This is a genomic window from Natrinema versiforme JCM 10478 (assembly GCF_000337195.1).
GTDB lineage: Archaea > Halobacteriota > Halobacteria > Halobacteriales > Natrialbaceae > Natrinema > Natrinema versiforme.
Genome location: NZ_AOID01000063.1, coordinates 1 through 22446 on the forward strand (window position 1 = coordinate 1; position 22446 = coordinate 22446).

21 protein-coding genes are annotated in these 22446 nt (G+C 63.2%); 16 read left to right on the top strand and 5 right to left on the bottom strand.

What is annotated here, in order from left to right:
* Positions 1–12: 12 nt before the first annotated feature.
* The 7 genes from ureC (at position 13) to C489_RS19230 (ending at position 5812) form a co-directional block, all read left to right on the top strand.
* Complete coding sequence (gene ureC / locus C489_RS19200; RefSeq protein ID WP_083902858.1) at positions 13–1560, top strand: urease subunit alpha; 1548 nt, start codon at positions 13–15, stop codon at positions 1558–1560.
* Positions 1561–1677: 117 nt separating this feature from the next.
* Positions 1678–2055: an urease subunit gamma gene (locus tag C489_RS19205; protein ID WP_006433038.1), complete on the top strand. Its 378-nt coding sequence runs from the start codon at positions 1678–1680 to the stop codon at positions 2053–2055.
* Positions 2055–2675, top strand: coding sequence for an urease accessory protein UreG (gene ureG / locus C489_RS19210; RefSeq protein ID WP_006433039.1), 621 nt, complete (start codon positions 2055–2057; stop codon positions 2673–2675). Before C489_RS19205 ends, ureG begins: the two co-directional genes overlap by 1 nt.
* Positions 2672–3667, top strand: a complete 996-nt coding sequence (locus C489_RS19215; protein WP_006433040.1) for an urease accessory protein UreD — start codon at positions 2672–2674, stop codon at positions 3665–3667. The genes ureG and C489_RS19215 overlap by 4 nt, the downstream gene beginning before the upstream one ends.
* The gene (ureE, locus tag C489_RS19220) at positions 3667–4332 is read left to right on the top strand and encodes an urease accessory protein UreE (protein ID WP_006433041.1); all 666 of its coding nucleotides are present in this window, start codon (positions 3667–3669) and stop codon (positions 4330–4332) included. The genes C489_RS19215 and ureE overlap by 1 nt, the downstream gene beginning before the upstream one ends.
* The gene (locus C489_RS19225) at positions 4322–5086 is read left to right on the top strand and encodes an urease accessory protein UreF (protein ID WP_006433042.1); all 765 of its coding nucleotides are present in this window, start codon (positions 4322–4324) and stop codon (positions 5084–5086) included. Before ureE ends, C489_RS19225 begins: the two co-directional genes overlap by 11 nt.
* A gap of 156 nt (positions 5087–5242) precedes the next feature.
* The gene (locus C489_RS19230; protein WP_006433043.1) at positions 5243–5812 is read left to right on the top strand and encodes a hypothetical protein; all 570 of its coding nucleotides are present in this window, start codon (positions 5243–5245) and stop codon (positions 5810–5812) included.
* 255 nt (positions 5813–6067) lie between these two features.
* Here C489_RS19230 and C489_RS19235 read toward each other — a convergent pair whose 3' ends face one another.
* Together C489_RS19235 and glpR are read right to left on the bottom strand one after the other, a co-directional pair.
* Positions 6068–7348: a tyrosine-type recombinase/integrase gene (locus C489_RS19235; RefSeq protein ID WP_006433044.1), complete on the bottom strand. Its 1281-nt coding sequence runs from the start codon at positions 7346–7348 to the stop codon at positions 6068–6070.
* Positions 7349–7680: 332 nt separating this feature from the next.
* Positions 7681–8439, bottom strand: a complete 759-nt coding sequence (gene glpR, locus C489_RS19240) for an HTH-type transcriptional regulator GlpR (protein WP_006433045.1) — start codon at positions 8437–8439, stop codon at positions 7681–7683.
* A 435-nt stretch (positions 8440–8874) separates the two neighbouring features.
* Between glpR and fba the strand changes: the two genes are divergently transcribed.
* The 7 genes from fba (at position 8875) to C489_RS21970 (ending at position 16562) form a co-directional block, all read left to right on the top strand.
* A complete protein-coding gene (gene fba, locus C489_RS19245) occupies positions 8875–9879 on the top strand; it encodes a class II fructose-bisphosphate aldolase (protein WP_006433046.1) in 1005 nt (334 codons plus the stop codon).
* Positions 9876–11384 carry an FGGY-family carbohydrate kinase gene (locus C489_RS19250; RefSeq protein WP_006433047.1) on the top strand — a complete coding sequence of 503 codons (1509 nt, stop codon included), beginning with the start codon at positions 9876–9878 and terminating at the stop codon, positions 11382–11384. The genes fba and C489_RS19250 overlap by 4 nt, the downstream gene beginning before the upstream one ends.
* 4 nt (positions 11385–11388) lie before the next feature.
* Positions 11389–12426 carry a 2-hydroxyacid dehydrogenase gene (locus C489_RS19255; protein ID WP_049891124.1) on the top strand — a complete coding sequence of 346 codons (1038 nt, stop codon included), beginning with the start codon at positions 11389–11391 and terminating at the stop codon, positions 12424–12426.
* An 846-nt stretch (positions 12427–13272) separates the two neighbouring features.
* Positions 13273–14031: a helix-turn-helix domain-containing protein gene (locus C489_RS19265; protein WP_006433050.1), complete on the top strand. Its 759-nt coding sequence runs from the start codon at positions 13273–13275 to the stop codon at positions 14029–14031.
* Between the two features lie 114 nt (positions 14032–14145).
* Positions 14146–15624, top strand: a complete 1479-nt coding sequence (locus C489_RS19270) for an amidohydrolase family protein (RefSeq protein WP_006433051.1) — start codon at positions 14146–14148, stop codon at positions 15622–15624.
* Positions 15625–15834: 210 nt separating this feature from the next.
* Positions 15835–16221 (top strand): hypothetical protein, encoded by a 387-nt coding sequence (locus tag C489_RS19275; RefSeq protein ID WP_006433052.1) that lies wholly within the window; start codon positions 15835–15837, stop codon positions 16219–16221.
* A gap of 176 nt (positions 16222–16397) precedes the next feature.
* Entirely contained in the window at positions 16398–16562 is a 165-nt protein-coding gene (locus C489_RS21970) for an NAD(P)-dependent oxidoreductase (protein ID WP_006433053.1), read from the top strand.
* A gap of 101 nt (positions 16563–16663) precedes the next feature.
* Here C489_RS21970 and C489_RS19280 read toward each other — a convergent pair whose 3' ends face one another.
* The gene (locus C489_RS19280; RefSeq protein WP_006433054.1) at positions 16664–18226 is read right to left on the bottom strand and encodes an aldehyde dehydrogenase family protein; all 1563 of its coding nucleotides are present in this window, start codon (positions 18224–18226) and stop codon (positions 16664–16666) included.
* Positions 18227–18361: 135 nt separating this feature from the next.
* Positions 18362–18991 (bottom strand): TetR/AcrR family transcriptional regulator, encoded by a 630-nt coding sequence (locus tag C489_RS19285; protein WP_006433055.1) that lies wholly within the window; start codon positions 18989–18991, stop codon positions 18362–18364.
* Positions 18992–19134: 143 nt separating this feature from the next.
* Between C489_RS19285 and C489_RS19290 the strand changes: the two genes are divergently transcribed.
* Positions 19135–20091, top strand: coding sequence for a winged helix-turn-helix domain-containing protein (locus C489_RS19290; RefSeq protein WP_049891149.1), 957 nt, complete (start codon positions 19135–19137; stop codon positions 20089–20091).
* A gap of 197 nt (positions 20092–20288) precedes the next feature.
* Here C489_RS19290 and sod read toward each other — a convergent pair whose 3' ends face one another.
* Positions 20289–20891 carry a superoxide dismutase gene (gene sod / locus C489_RS19295; RefSeq protein ID WP_006433057.1) on the bottom strand — a complete coding sequence of 201 codons (603 nt, stop codon included), beginning with the start codon at positions 20889–20891 and terminating at the stop codon, positions 20289–20291.
* A 202-nt stretch (positions 20892–21093) separates the two neighbouring features.
* Here sod and C489_RS19300 point away from each other — a divergent pair, with 202 nt between their 5' ends.
* Positions 21094–21849: a pirin family protein gene (locus C489_RS19300; RefSeq protein WP_006433058.1), complete on the top strand. Its 756-nt coding sequence runs from the start codon at positions 21094–21096 to the stop codon at positions 21847–21849.
* Positions 21850–22446 lie beyond the last annotated feature (597 nt).

Here is a 22446-nt window from a genome sequence, read left to right on the forward strand (position 1 = left end):
GCCCGCTCAGAGATGTGTATAAGAGACAGGTCGGGGACGACCCAGGCCGACGGGGCACTCGACTGGGCCTTTACGAACGTCGTGATCATCGACCCCGTGTTGGGCGTTCGGAAGGGCGATATCGGCGTTCGAAACGGAAAGATCGTCGGCGTCGGCAAGGCGGGCAACCCCGATACGATGGACGGCGTCGACATGGTGATCGGCCCGAGTACGGACACGATTCCCGCCGATGGCCTGATCGCGACGCCCGGCGCGCTCGACATTCACGTCCACTTCAACAGCCCGCAACTGGTCGAACACGCCCTCGCCTCGGGTGTGACGACGATGCTCGGCGGCGGCTTCGGCGGCGGCGCGACGACCTGTACGCCCGGCCCGGAGAACGTCAAACGGTTCCTGCAGGCCGCCGAAGACTGGCCGGTCAACGTCGGCTTCTACGGGAAGGGCAACAGCAGCAGACCCGACGCACTCCGCGAGCAGATCGAAGCGGGCGTGGCAGGGCTCAAGCTCCACGAGGACTGGGGCTCGACCCCCGCCGCGATCGACACCTGTCTCGAGATCGCCGAGGACGAGGACGTCCAGGTCTGTATCCACACGGACACGTTAAACGAGTCGGGCTTCGTCGAGCACACCTTCGACGCCATCGACGGCCGCGCGATCCACACCTTCCACATCGAAGGTGCGGGCGGGGGCCACGCTCCCGACGTGCTCGAGTTGATCGGCCACGAGCACATGCTGCCGTCGTCGACGAACCCCTCGATGCCCTACACCGAGAACACGTTCGACGAGCACCTGGATATGGTAATGGTCTGTCACCACCTCGATCCCGACATTCCGGAAGACGTCGCCTTCGCGGAGTCCCGCATCCGCGCGGAGACGATCGGCGCGGAGGACGTCCTCCACGACACCGGCGCGATCTCGATGATGACCTCCGACTCGCAGGCGATGGGGCGGATGGCCGAGGTCGTCAGCCGCACCTGGCAGACCGCCCACAAGATGAAGGCCCAGCGCGGCCCGCTCGAGGCGGACGAGGGCACCGAGGCCGACAACGCCCGAATCAAGCGCTACGTCGCGAAGTACACGATCAACCCCGCGATCACCGCGGGAATCGACGACTACGTCGGCTCGCTCGAGTCGGGCAAGCTGGCGGACATCGCGCTGTGGCAGCCGGAATTCTTCGGGGTCAAGCCGAAGGCGGTCATCAAAGGCGGCTTCCCGGTCTGGTCGCAGATGGGCGAGGCAAACGGCTCGCTGATGACGTGCGAACCCGTTATCGGCCGCGAACGCGCCGGAGCACAGGGACGAGCGAAACAGGGCCTGTCAGTGTCGTTCGTCAGCGAGGCGGCCTCCGAAAACGACGTGGGCGAGGCCTACGACCTGAAAACGCCGGTCCGGCCCGTTAGCGGGACGCGGTCGGTCCGGAAATCGGACATGCTCCACAACGACCACTGCCCGGACGACATCGAGATCGACGCCCAGACGTTCGAGGTCGAAGTCGACGGCGAACACGTCACCTGCGATCCGGCCGAGGAAGTGCCCCTCGCCCAGCGATACCTGCTCTGAACTCATGATCGACAGCTCCACACGGACATCCACGACAGCGATTGCGGTAGTACCGACGACGCGACCAGCCGTCTCGAGTCGGCGAGGCCGGCCGAGCGGACCGACGGAGGTGCGCCGATGGGAATGAACCTCTCGCCGAAGGAGATGGAACGGTTGACGGTCTTCATGGCCGCCGAACTCGCGCGCCGACGCAAGGAACGGGGCGTGAAGCTCAACCACCCCGAGACGGTCGCGTACATCTCCGACTGGGCCTGCGAGGCCGCCCGTGAAGGGAAGTCCGTCTCGCAGATCCGCTCGGAAGCGACCCAACTGCTCACCCGCGAGGACGTCATGGACGGCGTCCCCGAGATGGTCGATATGATCCAGATCGAGCCCGTCTTCCCCGACGGCACCAAGCTCGTCACCGTCCACGATCCGATCCGGGCCGACAGCCACGACCAACTCGAGACCGTCGATCCGGACCCCGGCGAGGACCTCGAGGGGGAGATCGAATAATGGGGTACCGCGACGTCGCGAAGGTCGGCCTCGGCGGCCCCGTCGGGTCGGGGAAGACGGCGCTGGTCCGTCGGCTCGTCCCCGAACTCGTCGAGCGCGACTACGAGGTCGGCGTCATCGCCAACGACATCATGACCCAAGAGGACGCCGACGTCTTCCGCGAGTCCTTCGCCGACCTGCTGCCCGCGGATCTGGTCGAGGGCGTCGAAACCGGGGCCTGTCCCCACACGGGCATCCGCGAGGATCCGTCGATGAACCTCGCGGCCATCGACGAGTTCACCGAGCGCCACCCCGAACTGGACGTGGTGCTAATCGAGAGCGGCGGCGACAACCTCGCCGCGACGTTTAACCCCGAACTCGCCGATTACTTCCTGTTCGTCATCTCGGTCGCCGAAGGCGAGGACATTCCGCGCAAGCGCGGCCCCGGCGTCACCCAAGCCGACCTGCTGGTCGTCAACAAAACCGACCTCGCGCCCCACGTCGACGTCGATCTGGACGTGATCGAGGACGACGCCGCGACCGTCCGCGGAGAGGACCCCTTCGTCTTCACCAACTGCAAGGACGGCGAGGGAGTCGACGGCGTCCTCAAGCACGTCGAGCGGGAGGTGTTGTTCGCGTGAGCGCCGGGCGAGCGAGCCCCGGCGCGGACCCGGCGCGGCTACCGCCCGCCTTCGAGGCCTACGCCGACGAATCGCTCGCGCAGGCTCCCGCCGGCGGCCCCGGCAAGAACGGGCTGCTCGAGGCGACCTTCGCCCGCAGCGGCGATGGACCGACCCGCATGATCCGGGACCGCGTGAAAGTCCCCTACCACCTGACCGGGACCCTCGACACCGATCCGGCACCCGGGCTCGCGACGCTGGTCGCACAGGAGCCGACCGGCGGCGTCGCGCAGGGCGACCGCCATCGGATGGCAATCGAGACCAAGCCCGGTGCCCGCGCACACGCCACCACCCAGAGCGCGACGAAGGTCCACAGCATGGCCGCCAACTACGCCCACCTCGAGACGTCGCTCCGAGCCGAGTCGGGCAGCTACCTCGAGTACGTGCCGGGATCGACGATCGTCAACGAAAACGCGCGTTGTCTCCAGACGGTGGCCGTCGACCTCGCGACCGACGCGGTCGTCGTCGTCGCCGACGTACTCGTCCCGGACGGGCTGACCGACCACGAGCCGTTCGGGTTCGACCACTATCACGCGCGCGTCGAAGCCGAATGCGACGGGCGATTGGTCTGTGCCGACGCCGTCGATCTGCGCCCCGACGAGCGCGATCCGCGGGACCCGGCCAGCGTCGGCGAGTACGGCGTCGTCGGGACGCTGTACGTCTTCGCTCCGAGTGCCGAGCGGGAAGACGGCGACGGTGCAGCCACGGCCGACGAATCAAACGGATCGATCCGGCACCCGGACCTCAAGTCACTGACCGAGGCCGTGCACGACCGGATCGCGGACCGCGACGGCGTCCACGTCGGCGTCTCGAGGCTGCCGTACGACGCCGGGGTGATCGTTCGGCTCCTCGGCCACCGGCAAGCCGACGTGACCGAGACGCTGCGCGGCGCGTGGGACGAAACGAGACAGGCGATACTGGGGGTCGGCATACCCGCCGACCGGCGATACTGATGGAGCGAATCGATGGTATCGTCGGGAACGTCCACGCCGACGACGATCTCGCAGCGCTGCGTGCGGAGTACGCGGACCGCGACGCCGTCGAGCGCGTCGTGATCGACGCCGAGAACCGCCGCCGATCGCGGTTCCGGGCGACGACCGACGCGGGAACGGACATCGGCGTCATCGTCGACAACCCCGCGGTGTCGGCCGGCGACGTCTTGCTCGTCGATGACGATCGGCTGATCGTCGTCGCGTTCGAACCGCTCGACGCCATCGCGATCTCGCTGCCCGATCCGACGGACGAGGCGCTCGCGGCAGCGGTCGAACTCGGCCACCGCGTCGGGAACCAGCACTGGGATCTCGCCGTCGAGGACGGGACCGTCTACGTCCCGCTCGAGGCCGACCGCCATATCGTCGAGCGCGTCGTCGCCGATGTCGTCCCCGACGCCGAACGTCGGGAAACGACGGTCGAGGCCGACCTGTTCGTGACAGATATCGACGACGAGGGGTCCAATTCGGGCGGTGATCCCGATCACTCCCACGGCGTCGATCATGAACATGAGCACGGTCACGACGCAGATCACGCTCACAGTCATGGTGCAGACCACGAGCATGGCCACGGTACGGACCACACTCACAGCCACGGCGCGGACCACGACCACAGCCATGACCACTGAGCCGACTGCGTTTCTGACGGCGCTCCGACTCTCGGACTCGTTTCTCCCCGTCGGCGGCTACACCGCCTCCTACGGGCTCGAGCAGTACCTCAACGAAGACCGGATCGAGGACGGCGACGATCTGCGGGAACTGATCACGGCCTACCTGCAGCGCGTGGTCGGCCCGTGCGAGACCGTGGCGCTGTCGAACGCACACGCCGCGAGCGCCGCCGGCGACCTCGAGCGGTTGCTGGCCGTCGACGAACGACTGCACGCGGTAACGATGCCCCGGGAGTTCCGCGAGAGTTCGACGAAAGCGGGTGCGAAGCTCTGTGAGCTGCTGGAGTCGGACTCGAGTTCGAGAGATTCGAACGCGAGCGGAACCCAGCACGTGCAAGACAACTCCTCCACACCGGCGACCGACGGGGGCGACATCGTGGCCGATTTCGCCGCCGCGATCGAGGCCGACGAGACGCCGGGCCACTATCCGGTCGTCTTCGGTGTCGTCACCGCGGCGCGGGGACTCTCGCGACTCGAGTCCTGTCTTGCACACGCACACTCGTTCGTGACGGGACTGCTCGGGGCCGCACAGCGACTCGGTCGCTTTGGCCACACCGAGATCCAGTCGGTGCTCGAGGCCCTGGAGTCGGAGATAACGGCGGTCTGTGAACGCCACGTCGACGACGATGTCGCGGCGATGGCCTCGTTCGCGCCGCTGGCCGAGATCATGGGAATGCGCCACGAACACGCCGGCAGACGGCTGTTTATGAGCTGATCGGGACGATTCTCGATCGAATTGCTTTCGAGCGGACCCGTTGAGCTTGGAGACGGTGTGACCGACGAGCGGCGTGGTGTCACCCGCGGCGATCATGGAGCAGAGATACCGCTCGAATAGCAATCCTATTGGGATCGTAGCGAGAGACCGGAAATAATGATGACGCCACTAACGAGACGGCGGTTCGGCCTCGGTGCAATCGGAGCGACGGCGGTACTCGGCAGCGGCTGTCTGGGAAGTCTCACCAAGAGTGGCGAGCACGACCACGAACACGAGGACCCACCATGGGAGTGGGGCGGACTGTACGCCCTCGATTCGGGGACGTACACGTACACCTATCAGAACGGTCCCGATCCCGATATGCAGTTCGCGTTTGTCTCGGCGAACGACGACGGCGATCACGGCCTCTACCACGCCGGGGAGACGGCAACGGACCTCTTCGAGCGCGGCGAGGCAGACGTCACCGTCACCGACGGCCAGACCGTACAGCCGTCGTCCGATACGTTGTACCGCGTCGATTTCGCGGACTCGGGAGAAACGACGATCGAACTCGAGGTCGAATCCGGCGGGAATTACTCGATCTTCACTGCACACGTCCCCGCGGAGTTCGAGGCGAAACTACGCTCGGAGAGCGACGCGGAGCTGACACCCGACACGACGGAACGCCATTCGGTACACGACCATAGCGACGACGGCCACGAAGGGGAAGACGGTCACGAGCACTAAACGTCGGGAGCCCGACGTTCGATCTCCGTTCGGACTGCGAGCGCCTGATACTGGAGGAGAGAGGAGAGTACGGAGTGACTGCCTCTCCAGGTCAACGGTCGCTCCGGCCCGAGATTCTATGTAGCGCCATGGAGTTTATTTACAGGGCGGGGTGATCGATCGTTCGACACTCGACTGCCCAGCGGCTCGAGAGCGTTCCAGCCGGTGATGGCCGATACTCGAGAGAAAAGCAAACGGAGTCAAAACCGTGAGGAGTCACTCGCCTTCGAACGCCGCCGCCAACTGTTCGCGCATGAACTCTCGCCGCCGTTTTCGGGCTTCTTCCTCGCCAAGGTAGTTCGTGACGACGACGTGGGCGTCGTCGCTGCCCTGTTCCTCGGCAATCACTTCGATCCGGTCTGCGAGCCGTTTCACGGCGTCGTCGTACGTTCGGTACCAGAACCGTCGCCCGTACTGCGGCGTTGGCGTCTCGCCGCGAACCGTTACCCCAGCGCGTGCTGCGAGAGACTTGAACCGGGACGTGATCGTATTCGGAGTACGGTGTCCGCTTTCGGCGGCCGTGCTCGGAAAGAGATAGCCGTTCCACCGGTCGCGATCGGCGAGTTGTTCCCACCGATCGGCTAACGTCTCGAGGCCGTACTGGACCGAAACGCGTCCGGGACCGTTCTTTCGGCCGTCACCGAAGACGATTCGCGGGTCCTCGGCGTCGAAATCGACGGTCCCGCTCTCGTCTACTGGTTCGAACTGATCCGCCGAGAGCGCGGCGACCTCCCCGCGCCGAAGACCCCATGCACACGTCGCGACAACGAGCAAGCGATCCTCGGCCGACTCGCAGGCATCGGCCATCGCCCGGACGTCTGCGGCATCGAGCGCGGGCGGGTCGCGATCGTCATCGTCAGGGGTCTGTCCCTTCCAGCGGTTCTCTTGGGGCGCACCGAGCGCCGGATTATACGCCGCGTCGCGATCGGTCTCGAGCCAGTCATAGAAGACGCGAACGTCCGTCGCGTGCTTGAACTTCGATTCGGGACTCGAGAGTTCGTCGTCGAAGGTGTCGTAGACCGTCCGAACACGTTGTTTTTCGTCTCGTCGGGGGATATCGTCTTCCCGAACGCGCTCGACGATGTTTGCGGCGTCGTGGAGGTCAGCATAGGTCCGGACGTACCGCGCGAGCCGGGACCGTTTCGACGTGATCGTCGTCTCGGAGTGGCCCGATCGCTCGAGGTAGGTATGCAGGTACAACTCGAGCTCGCGGATCGTCATCTCGTCGTCGATTCCCCACTCGTACCCCTGGTCTTCGCCGGCGTTAGGGGCCGGATAGCCGACCGTCGCGAGGAACTGCGAGAGCGTGAGATCGTGGTGTTCGCGCAGCGCCCGCGCGATCCCCGAATACCCCGCGTCGGTGATCTCCTCGTAGGTCGGCCGCGTCTCGAGATCGAGGCCCTCACGAGCGAGGTCCGGTTCGATATGGGTGTTCCAAAAGGACTGAAGTTCATCGAGTGACTTCCGGGACCAGTTGATTCGTTCCCGCTGGGTCATGCGCTCACCGGCTCGAGAAGGCCATTTCCTCCGGTTTGGGTGTGTTCTAAGACCCGCATTTTCGTACGTCTCGATAGAGTTGATAGTCACATAATACTATCGCTTAGCTACTTGTCTCGTGTAGACAAACAAGATAAGCGATATTGCGGGACTGTCGCCAGCAAACTACATAAATCAAATAATGCTATATCAAATTCGAGGTGCGGCTGATCGGACGAGACACCCGATAGAAGGACAGAGGGCGTCGTTTCGAGCAGATCAGCGGACTGAAGACCGGGCGAACCGACAGTTGCACGTTCGAATTCACCCTCGATGAGGGCTCATCGCTGCTGTCACGAGTCCGCGTTGTCGACGATTTCGACCCCAGCAGCGGCGAGTTCGTCGCGGATCGGCTGCGAGACGTCCGCGTCGGTGATGAGCGAATCGATCGAGGAGTGGGACGCGAACTGAAACGCGTGTTTGTCCCCGAATTTCGAGTGGTCAGCGACGAGGACGATGCGTTTCGCGTTGGCGATCAACGTCCGCTTGCTCTGTGCTTGCTGGATGTCCTGGGCGGTCAATCCCTCCTCGTCGATTCCGTCGGTGCCCAACAAGAGCAGATCCGCGTTCAGTTGTTGAATGCGTTCGTCCGCCCACGGCCCGACACACGAGTGACTCTCTGTCTGATACGTTCCGCCGGTGAGGGACACCTCGTGGCCCCGTTCGGAGAGTTCGGACGCGATAGCGGGCATTCGAGTGACCGGCGTGATCGACAACTCCGACGGGACACGCTTTGCTACCTCGATGAGCGTCGAGCCGCTGTCGAAGGAGACGACCTGTTTCTCGTGGATCTCGTCGATCGCTCGCTCGGCGATCGCACGCTTCTGGTCGATGTTGTACACCTTCCGTTTCTCGTAGGGCTTCCCGTGGCTGACGACCGGCGTCGCACCCCCGTGGGTCCGTTCGATGAGACTCCGGTCCTCGAGCTCGCGGAGATCACGACGGATCGTCGCCGCCGAGACGCCGATCTCGTCGGCTAACTCGTCGACGGAACAGCCGTTCCGGTCGTTGACCAGATCGACGATCGTCTGTTGTCGCTGTTTCGGGAGCATACGGGACCAATCGGGTCCGTCGGGATATACGTTTACGGTGTGTTTCGCTGGCGGGGTCGGTATCGTGATCGAACCAGACATTTTGTGCATCAGTTGGCTGAATTAATGGATACACAGCAGATATGTTCCGAGAGTTGTTTACTGCCATAGTTTTGTAAAATAGCAGTTGAAGGCTAGCAAACAGTGGTTAGAAAGAGACGAGACTGCGACTCGAGGCGACCACCGATTCGGTTGCTCTCGAACAACTGTGTTCATTTCTCCGACCTCGAGCATGATCTCTCTCACTCTAATCAGAAATAAAAACACGGCTCTAAAGTCCAAATGGAATCATCAAGGCCATTCCGTGTCCAGTCGGATGACAACGACGAGACGACATGCCCTCGAGAGCGTCGTGCGAACGGTAACGATAAGGGATCCCGCCGGTATGTACCCGGTATGTCACGCGAGTCCGCACCGACGCTACGCGAGTGTTACGCACAGGCCAGAGACGGGAGCTACGGGTTCTTCGCGAGCAACGTCACGCACTTCGATATCCTCGTCGGACTCCTGCGGGGGAGCGCAAGCGTCGACTCGGATCTCGTCGTCCAACTCGGCGAAGAGGAGGCGGCCTTCTTCGGCGACGGCGATCCGGCGCTCGGCGTCCGCGTCTTCGGAGCGTGTCTCGACACGTTCGCCGAACGGTACGATATCGACGTGTTCTGCAACATCGATCACATCCACCTGCCGGACAGCTTCGACTTCCTCGAGGCGGCGGTCGACTCCGGGGTTCCCGACTCGGTGATGGTCGACGCCTCCGCGAAATCGTTCGAGCGGAACGTCGAGTTGACCGCCGAAGCCGTCGACCGAGTCGACGGGGACGTGCTCGTCGAAGCCGAACTCGGACGGATAGCCGGCGTCGAGGGCAGCACCGATACGCCCGCCGACGAGGCGTTCTATACCGACCCCGAGGCCGCCGTCGAGTTCGTCGACCGAACCGGGTGTGACCTCCTCGCGGTGTCGATCGGCACCCAACACGGCGTCGCCGCCGGCCGCGACCTCGACGTCCGTCCGGATCTGGCCGCCGAAATCAACGACGCGCTCGTCGACGCGGGTCACGACACCGCACTCGTCGTCCACGGCGCGTCCGGACTCTCGGACGAACGGATCGAGGAACTGCTCGAGGCCGGGGTCTGTAAGTTCAACAAGAACACGCGGTACCAGTACGAGTTCGCGCGGACGGCCGCGGACTTCTACCACGAACACGCGGAGGCGATTCGACCGCCCGAGGGCGTCGTCGACGACCGAGACGGGTTCTTCGCGGACAGCGACTGGGAGCCCGAAAAGACGTCGTTCCACCCCCACGTCGTCTCGGAGGAAGCCCGGAATCGCATCGCGTCGGTCATGCGCGACCTCTGTGAACTGACCCGAAGCGCCGGGAAGACGATGCACGCCGACACATGAGCGGCGTGGGTCCCGTCCTCGTCGGTGTCGACGCCGGCCTCACCAACATCACGGTGACGGCGTTCGACGACGCGGGCGACGAACTCGCGAGTGCGTCGCGGGCAACGCCCACAGTCGAGGCCGCTCGCGGTCGTGACGAGCAAGAACACGACCGCCTGTGGGATGCCGTCTGTGAGACGATCACGGCGGTCCTCGAGCACGAGGCCGTACCAACGGACGCCATCGCGGGCGTGGGCGTCGCCGGCCACGGACATGGACTCTACGGGCTCGACGCCGACGGAGAGCCGGTCTGTGGTATCAAGTCCACGGACAACCGCGCGCTCGATACCTTCGAGGAGTATCCCCAGACAGTCCGTGACTCAGTCGTCGACCGACTCGGTTGGACGCCGTTCGGTGCCGATCCGCTGAGCCTCCTCGTGTGGCTCCGCGAGCACGAGCCGAGCACGTACGACCGTCTCGAGACGGTGTTGTTCTCGAAAGACGTGCTCACCTACCGGCTCACGGGCGAGCGCTCGACGGACCCGTCGGAGGGGAGCGTGTTCTACGGACCGAGCGGCGAGTACGACGAGCAGGTGTTCGCCGACCTCGGCATTGAGGCGGCGTTCGACGCACTCCCGCCGATCGACTCGAGTACCGGCGTCTGCGGGACGGTCACGAAGACGGCGGCAGCCCGGACCGGCCTCCCGGCGGGCACCCCGGTCGCCACGGGACTCCACGATGTCGCCGCCTGTACGTTGGGTGCGGGCGTGGTCGAGCCCGGAAACGGGCTCCAGATCCTCGGCACGTGGGGACAGAGCGTCGCCGTCTTGGCGTCGGCCGACGACGGCGACGACGGCCTCCCGCGGCGGTACTTGGACGGATGGCTTCGCTACAAGGGCATCAGATCCGGGGCGGCCTGCGTCGAATGGTTCGTCGAGAACTGCGGTAGCGACTGGCGTCGCGAAGCCGACGAGCGCGGCGTCTCACCGTACGTCGTCTACGAGGAAGCAGTGACGGACGTGCCACCCGGGTCGGACGGGTTACTCTTTCACCCGTTCCTCAAGGGATCGACCGATAACCCGAACAGCACCGGCGGGTTCTACGGGCTTCAGCTAGAGCACACGAGCGCACACATGCTTCGCGCGATTTACGAGGGCATCGCCGTCACGCAGACGAGCGCGCTCGAGTCGATAACGCCGGGACTCGAGTCCGTTCGGTTGACCGGCGGCGGCGCACAGAGCGAGGCGTGGGCACAGATGTTCGCCGACATCTCGACGCTTCCGGTGACGATTCCGACCGAGCGCGAGACCGGCGCGCTCGGCGCAGCGCTCTGTGGCGGCATCGCCGCGGGCGTCTATCCCGACGCCGAGACGGCGGTCGAGCGGACGATCGGGACCGCAGCACGATACGATCCGAACCCGGAGACCGAAACGAGATATCAGACACTTACCGACACGTTCGCACAGGTGTCCGAAGCGATGGAGCAACCGTGGGAAACACTCAAGACGCTTGGTGAAAAACGATAGCTCGATGCAGGTACTACTCTGTGGGGACCCACAGCAGCCAAGCGAGTACATGTACGAAGCCCTCGGCGGGTTAGAAGAACACGGCGTGACGTTCGACCGCATGGACTGGCTCGGCGACGCGTCGCCGACCGAGTTCCGCAACGTCACGATGGACATGGAGTCGCTCGGGCCGGGCAGCTACGATACCGACGAGATCGCCGCGAACCTCGATGGCGTCGACGCCCTCGTCGTACACAAAGCGCCGGTCTCTCGTGAACTCATCGAGGGTGCCGACCTCTCGCTCGTCGCCGCGGCTCGCGGCGGGACCGAAAACATCGACCTCGAGGCGGCGGCCGACAACGACGTGACGGCCTTACACGCGCCGGGCCGCAACCGGGACGCCGTCGCGGATTACGCGGTTTCGATGCTGCTCTCGCGGCTCCGCGAGATCCCGTTCAACCACGCCGACCTCTCTGACGGCGAGTGGAATCAGGTCTTCGACCCCGACCAGCTGCCGCCGGACGTCAGAACGACGACCGTCGGAATCGTCGGCTTCGGTCACATCGGCCGCGGCGTGGCTCGCCGGCTCGCCGGGTTCGACCCCGAACTGCTCGTCTACGACCCCTTCGTCGACGACGACGACATCCGCGAGGCCGGCGCGGAGCCGGCCGCCCTCGAGACGCTGCTCGGCGACTCGGACGCCGTCACGCTGCACGTCCGCCTCTCGGAGGACACCGAGGGGATGATCGGACCCGAGGAGTTCGAACAGATGAACACCGACGGCTACCTCGTCAACACCGCCCGCGGCGGCCTCGTCGACACCGATGCCCTCGTCGACGCCGTCTCGAGCGGGAGTATCGCCGGCGCGGCCCTCGACGTATTCGAGGAGGAACCGATCCCGGAGGGTCACCCGCTGTTCGACCTCGAGGGCGTCGTTCTGACGCCACACGTCGCCGGCTCGACCCGTGACGCGGTCCTCGGAGGTCCCCGCATCATCGCCTCGCAACTCGAGGACTACCTCGACGACGAAACACCAGCACACGTCGTCCGCGCCGACCGGTAAGCGCCGTCTTTCGTCGCCTACGCTCACCGCTGTGACTCGTAGGGGGACCAGTGGCTACCTGAACGTCTTCTGGCCCGCGTTTGACTCGTTTGTATCTGATTCGCTGTACTATTTTGACCCGCGTCTGTCCGTCGAGAGCCTGCTGTGGTCTCTGACAGGTATAGTAATGCATGAACTATTCAAAACACCTATGGGAACCAGACCGATGGTCTATCCGCGAATTATATCGAGTATTCGAGAGGATAGATTTCGAGCCTATCGAGAGAGACACATGAAGACACTATTGTTTGAATATCTATGGTTCTGGAGGGAGTACAAATATAATACTATTTTTAGAGACGGTTCATCGGCACGGACACGACTGATCTTGTACTACCCAGCAGCGATTCTGCGTTGCGATACCGAACAAATCGAGACCGAATATAACAACGATACTCACAAGAAATGCGTAAAGGCCGCCATAGCGTCCAGAATAGTTCTCGATAAGCGGTATACTGAACGTAAGATAGATCGCTGTTTACGTTTCAGTCAGATCGTACATATGAACCCTGTTGGATGAAGACCGGTGGACTCCGACCGCTATCTATCGGTTCCGATATTAAAGACGTAACTAGACATATTAGTATATGAACTTTTTCATTTGTCCCAAAATACAGTGTTTGATATCGATATGTACCATGACGGACTTCAGCAGTCGGTCCGCGATCTGCGCAGTCGAGAGAAACACCGATAGCTGCAACCACAGCAGTACTCGCTCGAGAAAGGCAGCAACCTGAATGGTCGGGAATGCCTTCGGACGCATATTCTACCACTGGCTTCATGTGAATACTGCCCGAAGGACCGTCCATGCAGGAGTTCGCTTTTACCGTCACCTACGAGCGGGGAGCGGATGAGCTGATGGACGTCTTTATCGATCAGTCCGGGCTCTATTCCCGAACGGTGTCGTGTCAGGCAACTACCGATACCATGTGGAGAGTCGACGAAGTGACGGGGCCGCGAGAAGCCCTCGCGGCGTACGATCGACGGCTCGAGAAACTGGAACGATGTACCAATCTCCAAGGAATGGGCGGCTGTCGGCTCGACTTGACGTACGAAGTCCTCGCTCGAGAGCCGACGAGTCGGCACATCTATTCTCGACAGTCCGAAGGCGACGGCTGCCGATCGATTCCGTATCTCGTGGCGGGGCACCTCGGTGATGGTGTCCTGTGTCGAGCCGAGCAGTACGGAAACGAGTACAGATGGCGGCTCCTCGCGGATGACGAGGCGTCTCTGAGTTCGATTTACGACGCCCTCGAGGAACACCTTCGCGAGGGACTTACGCTCGAGTTCGAGCGACTCGAGCAATCGCCGACGTGGCAGACCGGCCGCGTATCCGGTGTAAATCTGCCGTACGCACAGCGTGAAGCGCTCGAGTTGGCCGTCGAATACGGCTACTACGAGACGCCGCGTCAGTGTTCCTTACAGGAGATCGCCGACGCCGAAGGAATTCCGATTTCGACGCTCCAGTACCGCGTGACACGCGCTGAAGCGTGGCTCGCGACGACATTTCTCTCGAACGAACCGCCGGATCGGGAAGAATCCACAGGGATCGCTGGCGACGAGTGACGGACGCGGTCCGCGCTGTTTGCGGAGCGTGATATGAACGATCGACGAGGAGTGTTGGTATGTTCCGAATCAACTCCTATTCCGTCCCGCCCTGAACGATGATCCGTAGAGCCCATGAGACGAACGAGCGACGCTGACGGCTCCGACGTATCGAGGCGAAACTACCTCAAACTCGGCAGTGCGACGGCACTGTCGTTCGCTTCGCTCGGGAGCGCCAAAGCAGCCGGTCAATCGGGGACCACCGATTCGGACGGCGACTCAAACGGTCGAATCGTGATCAAAGACGGGACGATCGTCCCCGTCGATTCGGATATCGGCGTCCGCCGCGATAGCGACGTTCTCGTTGAGGATGGAACGATCGAACGGATCGAGCAGTCCATCGATGGCTCGGACGCCGACGTCATCGACGCCGGCGACGCGATCGTCATTCCGGGATTCGTCAATTCCCATCTCCACACGTGGCAAGCCGGCGTTCGCGGCATCGCGGGGAACTGGTCGTTCTCCGAGTACCTGAACACCATGCTCGGCGAGATCAGCAGTCACTACCGGCCCGTCGACGCGTATCTGGGCAACCTCTTCGGTGCCGTCGAGCAACTCAACGCCGGGACGACGACGATCCTGGATTGGTTCCACATCGCGAACTCGCCGGGTCACACCAACCGCGCGATAGACGGCCTCGAGGACGCCGGTATCCGGGCGGTGTTCGCACACGGCCCGCCGGGCGACGACAGCGCGACGTGGTGGGAGAACAGCACGGAGCCGCATCCGGACGACGTTCGCCGACTACACCGCGACCGGTTCCCCACCGACGACGGGCGACTCACGCTGGCGATGGGGATCCGCGGCCCGGACTACTCGACGGACGAGGTCGTCACGCAGGATATCGAACTCGCTCGCGAACTCGGAATTCCGGCTTCGATGCACATCGGGTCGCTCGGCCCGGGCGGCGTGGAAACGCTCGACGAACTGGATCTCCTCGGCGACGACCTCAATTACGTCCACGCGAACCGCCTCACCGAAGACGAATTCGGTCTCATCGGTGACTCCGGCGGGTCGGTGTCGACCACACCCGAGGTCGAGATGCAGATGGGCATGGGAATGCCGGCGCTCCGAGAGACCATCGACGGCGGCGGGATTCCGTCGGTCGGTATCGATATCGTTTCGAACGTGAGCGGCGACCTGTTCACCCAGACGCGGATGGCACTACAGGTCCAACGAGCGCTCGACAACCAGCCGACCGTCGAGCGAAACGAACAGATCGAAACCGTCTCCCTGCCCGCCAGCCGCGCACTCGAGCTCGCGACGATCGACGGGGCCCGAGCGCTCGGCCTCGAGGACGAGATCGGTTCGCTAACGCCGGGCAAGCGGGCGGATATCACGCTTATTCGGACGGACGATATCAACACGTCGCCGGTCCACGATCCGGTCGAAACGGTCGTCTTCCAAGCGGGCGTCGCGAACGTCGATACCGTCCTCGTCGACGGCGAAATCGTCAAACGAAACGGCGACCTGTATAACGAGACGGCGAGAAAACACCGCGACCGACTCGTGGAGTCAGGCCGGCGGATTCTCCGGGAAAGCGGGCTCCAGTAACCGGCGGAATCCAAATGGCTGATTCCGCTCCGAACCGGTGGTCCAATAGCTCGCTCTCACCAAACCGGTCTCGCCGGTAGGTATGGTTCCCATGACTCGAGGGAACGCGGCATGGGTTTCCGGTATTGTGAACATTTCTTCGCAATAGAAATCGTTACAGTTGCCTCGAGAAAAGAAGAGTTAACTCGGCGGGAACCATCGAATACAGTGATGTCTGAAACCACGGACGATAGCACGCCGTCTCGGTTCGGCCGACTCCTCTTTGCGGGTGGGCTTGCACTACTTGCGGTTCGCAATCTAACTGATCTCGACGGGCGCATCGCCTACGCCGACGCCAAGGGCGTTCCGTTCGCGGAGACGCTCGTTCCGGCCTCGAGCGGACTCTTGCTCGGCGGCAGCATCGGAGTCGGCCTCTGGAAATCGCCGAAGCTCTCGGCGGGAAGCATCGCGACGTTCTTCGCGGGAGTCACGCCCGTCATGCACAACTTCTGGGCCGTCGATTCGGAATCGCGCGACGAGGAACTCACCTCGTTCCTCCAGAACCTGACGCTGCTCGGTGCCGCGATCGCCTTCTTCCGACGAGCGAACCGAGAGTAACGGCAACCGCGTCCCGGCGACGATAGCCGAGACGATTCGATCGATTTCGACTCTCTTTCTCGAGGCCCGTCGCCACCGGACCCCCGCAATCCCACCGACCCCGCAATCGAATCCGGTTCGGAACGGGCGATACCGACGCCGACGACCTCGAGTGGATATCCCTCGCGCCGGCTGAGATGATCGAACCCGGCGAGCGAACCGGGGAGTATCGCACCGCTGCGGGGAACTCGTCGCAGACGAGGAGAGACAGCGACATTACGATAGACGACTTCGCGATCGCCTTCGCCAACGGACTCGAGGAGGCGACCGCGGTCGATACCTCTTTCGGAACCGGGTACTGATCGGTCGCAGTCGCGAGAGGACTTCGGTTGGCGCTGAAAGCAGGTTTCGCAGCCGAGTGCGATGACTGGCCCGCGGAGACGGCGGGGTTGTCAGCCGTCGATCAGAACGGGTAGTCTCGAGCGTCGTGCTGGATCGAGATCCACTTCGTCTCGGTAATTTCGTGGAGGAACGCGTCGCTGTTGTATGTCCCCATGCCGGAGGCCCCGATTCCGCTGAAGGGGACGTGTGCCTCGTCGTTGATCGGCTGGTCGTTGATGTGGACGTTGCCCGTTTCCATCCGATCGGCGATATCCTTCGCGACCTCAAGGTCCCCGGCGTGGACCGCGCCCGAGAGGCCGAATTCCGTGTCGTTCGCGAGGGCGACGGCCTCGTCGATATCCGAGAACGGGATTACTGGGGCGATCGGGCCGAAGTGCTCGTTGGACGCGGCGGCCATGTCGTTCGTGACATCGGAGAGGACGGTCGGCGCGACGACGAGGGAGTCCTCGACCCCGTCGAGGGGGACGGTTTTGCCGCCGGTCTCGAGGGTCGCGCCGGCGTCGACGGTCTCCTCGACGTAGCCGAGCATCTCGTCGCGCTGGCCCTCGTCGATGATGNGGGTCGCGCCGGCGTCGACGGTCTCCTCGACGTAGCCGAGCATCTCGTCGCGCTGGCCCTCGTCGATGATGGGGCCGACGACCGTGTCCTCGTCGTGGGCGCTGCCGACCGGGAGCGCTGCCGCGCGCTCGGTCAAGCGCTCGACGTACTCGTCGTAGACGTCCTCGTGGACGATATGGCGATTGATACTGATACAGACCTGCCCCTGATGGACGAACGACCCGAACGTCGCACCGTCGAGAGCGCGGTCGAGATCGGCGTCGGCGGTGACGACGTGAGCGTTATTGCCCCCGAGTTCCATCGCGGGGACGGCGAGGTTCTCTCCGGCGAGGCTGGCGACGTGCTGGCCGACTTCGGTCGAGCCGGTAAAGGCGACCACGTCGCTCTCGGGATGGCCGGCGACGCGGTCGCCGATGTCGGAACCGCGACCCGTGACGACGTTCACCACGCCGTCTGGAAGGTCCGTCTCCTCGAGGAGTTTGGCGAAGAGGAGACCGCCGGTAATGGGGGAGTTCGTCGAGGGTTTGAGGACGACGCTGTTCCCGGCGGCGATGGCGGGTGCGACGGCCCGCATCGAGAGGTTCAGCGGGAAGTTCCACGGCGAAATGACCGTGACGACGCCCTTGGCCTCGCGCTGGACGAGGTTTTCCTTCCCGGGGATGTTAGAGGCGGCGTGTTCGCCTTTCATCCGGCGCGGGAGCGTCGCGGCCTCGCTCGCGTGATCGGACGCGATCTGGACCGACGTCTCGCCCATGATACGCGAGCCGCCGACTTCGGCCGCCAGTAGGTCGATGATTTCGTCCCGGTGAGTGCGGATCGCCTGCTGAAACTGTTCGATAACGTCCTGCCGACGCGCGGGCGGTTGGTCCGCCCACTCCGTTTGTGCCTCGGCCGCGGCCTCGTATGCGGCGTCGACATCCGCTTCGGTCGCGGCGGCGACCTCGGTGATCACGTCGCGGGTCGACGGGTCTTCTACGGCGATCGTTTCACCGCTCTCGCTCGAGGTCCAGTCGCCGTCGATGTACAGTTCGTCCCACGTATCGTCGAGTAGTATCTCGTCTGGCATCGTGGTTTACCAAATGGTCTAATCGCGTAAAAGGAGCGGGAACGGAGAAATCCGTGCCGGTTCACCGAGTAGACAGTAGGTCGTTCGCAACGAGTGGGCTGAGACCGGCGACCGAAGCAATGGGCAGGATCGCGCTCAGTCGTCTAAAGAGGGCTGCGGGCGAAGCGCGGGGAGAACGAACTCGTCGACCGCATGCAGGGCCTGTTCCGGGGCGTCGTCGTGGCCGAGGGAGATTTTCCTGGCTCGTGCAGCGTGGATGACATCGGTGATGAGCTGTGCCATGTCCGCGACGTCGACGTCACGAAAGTCGCCCTGTTCGATACCGATGCGAAGCACCCGGGCGATGTTCTCCCGAATTTCGTCGTAATGGTCGTTGAACGCCTCGCGATGGCGATCGTTGTGCTGGGCCTGCGAGAAGAGTTCGTGATAGACTTTCATGCGGTCCCAGTGATCGAACTCCGCGCCGAGGTCGGGCCCGAAAAGACACTGTTCGATACGGACGTGTAAGGCCTCCCACGGATCCGCCGTTTCGTCCACGTCGGGTTGGTCCTCGTACTGCTCGACGAGGTACTCGAGAAAAGAGGAGATGAGATCGTGTTTCCCGTCGAAGTGGTAGTGGATGAGCGTGCGGCTCTTGTCGAACTCCGCGCCGATATCCCGCACGCGCAGGTCCGTCGAACCGTGCTTGCTGAGTGCTCGGAACGTCGCCTCCATGATCGCCTCTCGCGTCTCGAGAGACGCATCCGGTTCGCGTGACGAGGTCATACCGAGGGATACGAGCGAGCGCCTTATCAGTGTCGCGGGACCCGCTCGAGTCGCCGCTCGGCGACGGCGTCCAGGGGCTGATCCTGTCGGGGAACGGAGCGCGTTCCGATATCCTTTACCGGTCGGTCAACGAATTCGTCCCTATGAGCCAGTTCGATCGAACCGCCGACGCCGGGACGGGAACAGAGGGGGACATCGACCGCGACGGTGGCGGCAAACCGGTCGCCCGGACAGAGTCACAGATGGTCCCCGCGGATGTCTTTGCCGTCCTCGGGAACGATACCCGGGTCGCGATCCTCCGTGCACTCCTCGAGCTCGGTGCCGACGACGCCCCCGTCCGCTTTACGGAACTGTTCGAGCGGGTGGACATCGCGGACAGCGCGAACTTCAACTACCACCTCCAGAAGCTCACCGGCCACTTCATCAAGCAAAGTGACGACGGCTACGCGTTCCGCTACCCCGGGCGGAAAGTCGTCAGTTCCATCTTCACCGGAACGCTCACCGAGCGTGCCCAACTCGGCTTCTTCCCCGCCAGCGGCTCCTGTTACGCCTGCGACGGTCCCCTGCACGGCTGGTACGTCGACGACACCCTCACCATCGGTTGTACCGATTGCGGCACCATCCAAGTGAGCTATCCCTTCCCCTCGGGCGGCCTCGACGATCGCACGACGGACGACCTCCTCCAGGCGTTCCATCACTACGTTCGCCATCACTACTGTCTCGCCGCCGACGGCGTCTGCCCCGAGTGTACCGGCCCGGTCGAAACCGACCTCGTCCGCGATCCCGACGATGAAGACCTCGAGGTCGCCGTCGAGCACGTCTGTCAGCGCTGTAGCTACCGGCTCCAGTCGACGGTCGGCGTCACCCTCCTCGACAACGCCGAGGTTCTCGTCTTCCACTCCGAACGCGGCGTCGATCTGAACACCGAACCGTTCTGGCACTTCGACTGGTGCGTGAGCGATAGCCGGACGACGGTCACCGAAACGGATCCGTTGCGCGTCCGAGTGACCATCCCCTGTGAGGACGACGAACTGCAGGTCCTCCTCAACGATTCCGTCACCGTCATCGACACCGCCGTCGTCGAGCAACTCCCCGAATAGCGCGCCCGCTCGGGGCGGGAGGCCTCGAGCGAGCGTGTGACGTGCGTGTCGCTGTATAGACGGTCCCTCGGCTCAACTGTACTCGAGTACAGAAACCGTCCGCAACTCGGCCAGCGGACGAAAGCCCACGGCATCCATCGATTTCGATGGAGTGGCCTCAATAGGCCGGAAACCGCGCGATCGTCGCGTGTGGCCGCTTATTCGAATCGCTCGACGGCCGCTTCGTAGCGGCTCGAGGGTTCGTCCCAGTCGACGACATCGAAGAAGCTCTCGACGAAGTCGCCGCGGGCCGGCCCGTAATCGTGGTAGTAGGAGTGTTCCCAGACGTCAAGCGCCAGAATCGGGTGGCTCCCCCAGAGCGCACCTTGGTCGTGTTTGTCCACGACGACGTTTCGCAGCTGTTCGCTGTGACTGTCGTAAACGAGCAGCGCCCAGCCGCCCGCGGCGGACGCGGCGGCCTCGAATTCTCCCTTCCAGGCCTCGTAGGAGCCGAAGTCCTCCGCGATGCGGTCGGCGAGGTCACCCTCGGGCTCGTCGCCGCCCTCGGGGCTCATGGACTCCCAGAAGAGGGTGTGAAGAACGTGTCCGGAGCCGTTGTGGGTAACGTTGCGGAGCGCGCCCGCGGAGGAGGAGAAGTCGCCTTCCTCGCGGTTCTCAGCGAGCGTTTCTTCGGCTGCGTTCCATCCGTTGACGTAGCCCTGATGGTGCGTGTCGTGATGCCAGGTCAGTACCTGTTCGGACAGTGCCGGCTCGAGTGCGTCGTAGTCGTACGGCAGCGGCGGTAGTTCGTAGTCGCTCATGTTTCCGATTATGGCTACACACGCTGTGAATATGAACGTTCTCTGTACCGTGTTCAAGTAATCGAACTGGTATACCGCATCGCCCGTTGCACGCTAAATACATCCGGCAGAAGCTGAGACGGACGAGACCATGTCTTGTCACTGACCGGACTGCGATTCCGCAGACGGGATGCTTATCAGGAGTGAGAGCGTCGGGTCGCATATGACAAGAGATGAGGCCGAAGAGAGTCGCGGCGAGCCGCTCTCGGGTCAACGTGTCCAACACGGAACGGGCGTCAACTCGAACCGCGCGTTCCCGACGAACGAGTACCAGGCGAACCTCGATCCGTTCGTGCTCTTCGAGCGGTTCTATATCGACCCGGACAAGGGCTTCCCGATGCACGCCCACAAGGGCTTCGAGATCGTTTCCTACATGATCGAGGGCGGGATGGACCACGAGGACTCGCTGGGCGTCGAGCACACCGCCTACGAGAACGACGCCATGCGCATTACGACCGGCAGCGGTATCCAACACTCCGAGTTTCCGGCCGACGGCGCGGCCTGTAACGGCCTCCAACTCTGGGTGAACCTCCCCCGCGAGGACAAGGAAGCGGACCCGGACTACGTCGACGCCTCGGCAGAGGAACTCCCCACTACAGCGGTCGACGGCGCGACCGTGACCACCGTCATCGGCGACGGCTCGCCGATCGACCTCCACACGGAGATGGAGTACTTGGATGTCCACGTCGACGACACGTGGACGTGGACGCTGCCCGACAGCTGGTCCGGCTTTCTCTACGGCGTCACCGGATCGGGCACCGTCGACGGAGACGGCTTCGAGGAGGGCAACGTCCTCCCCGTCACGGATACTCGAGAGGTCGTCGTCGAGAACGACAACGACGGTCCGTTTCGGCTCGTCGCCGTCTCCGGCCTGCCACACGAAGAGCCGATTCGCCAGCAAGGGCCGTTCGTCTTCTGAACACCCGGTAGGTCGGGTTTGCAATGGGTGTTTTCTGTCTCGTTCGTGGAATCTTTCCGCTTCCGCGAGAGCGATTTGCCTCGCGCCCGATCGATTCCCCGAATGGGTAATCACCGAGTTTCCGAACGGTACAGGAGAGTATTGCAGCAGCCTCGGACCGAACGGAACCCGCTTTACTCCGTAGTCATTGGCTCACAGCAACGTTTCGGGGGCTTCGATTGCATGGACCCCGAACGATTTCGAGTCGGTTTTGACCAAATGGTACATTTCGAATTTACAACTGTAGGAGTGTACAGCGAGAATTTGTCAACGTGAGGATAGTGAATTACCCCATCCCCCATACCGATTACCCCTGTAATAGAATTATACCGAGGGTAAGACAGTATTACTACCCTTGGGTGAAGTATGAGATGTGACACTCGAGCTGCCGTACCGAAATACCATCATAGATCAAACCACTCATATTTATATACTACTATAGATTTTTATAAATTAGGCAGCAGTCGGAATGGGAACGTTATCCGTGCCGGACCGATGGAGATCAGGCAGCAGTCGGTGGTGGCGGGTCGCTGAATCACGGGTTGTGCAACGAGATAC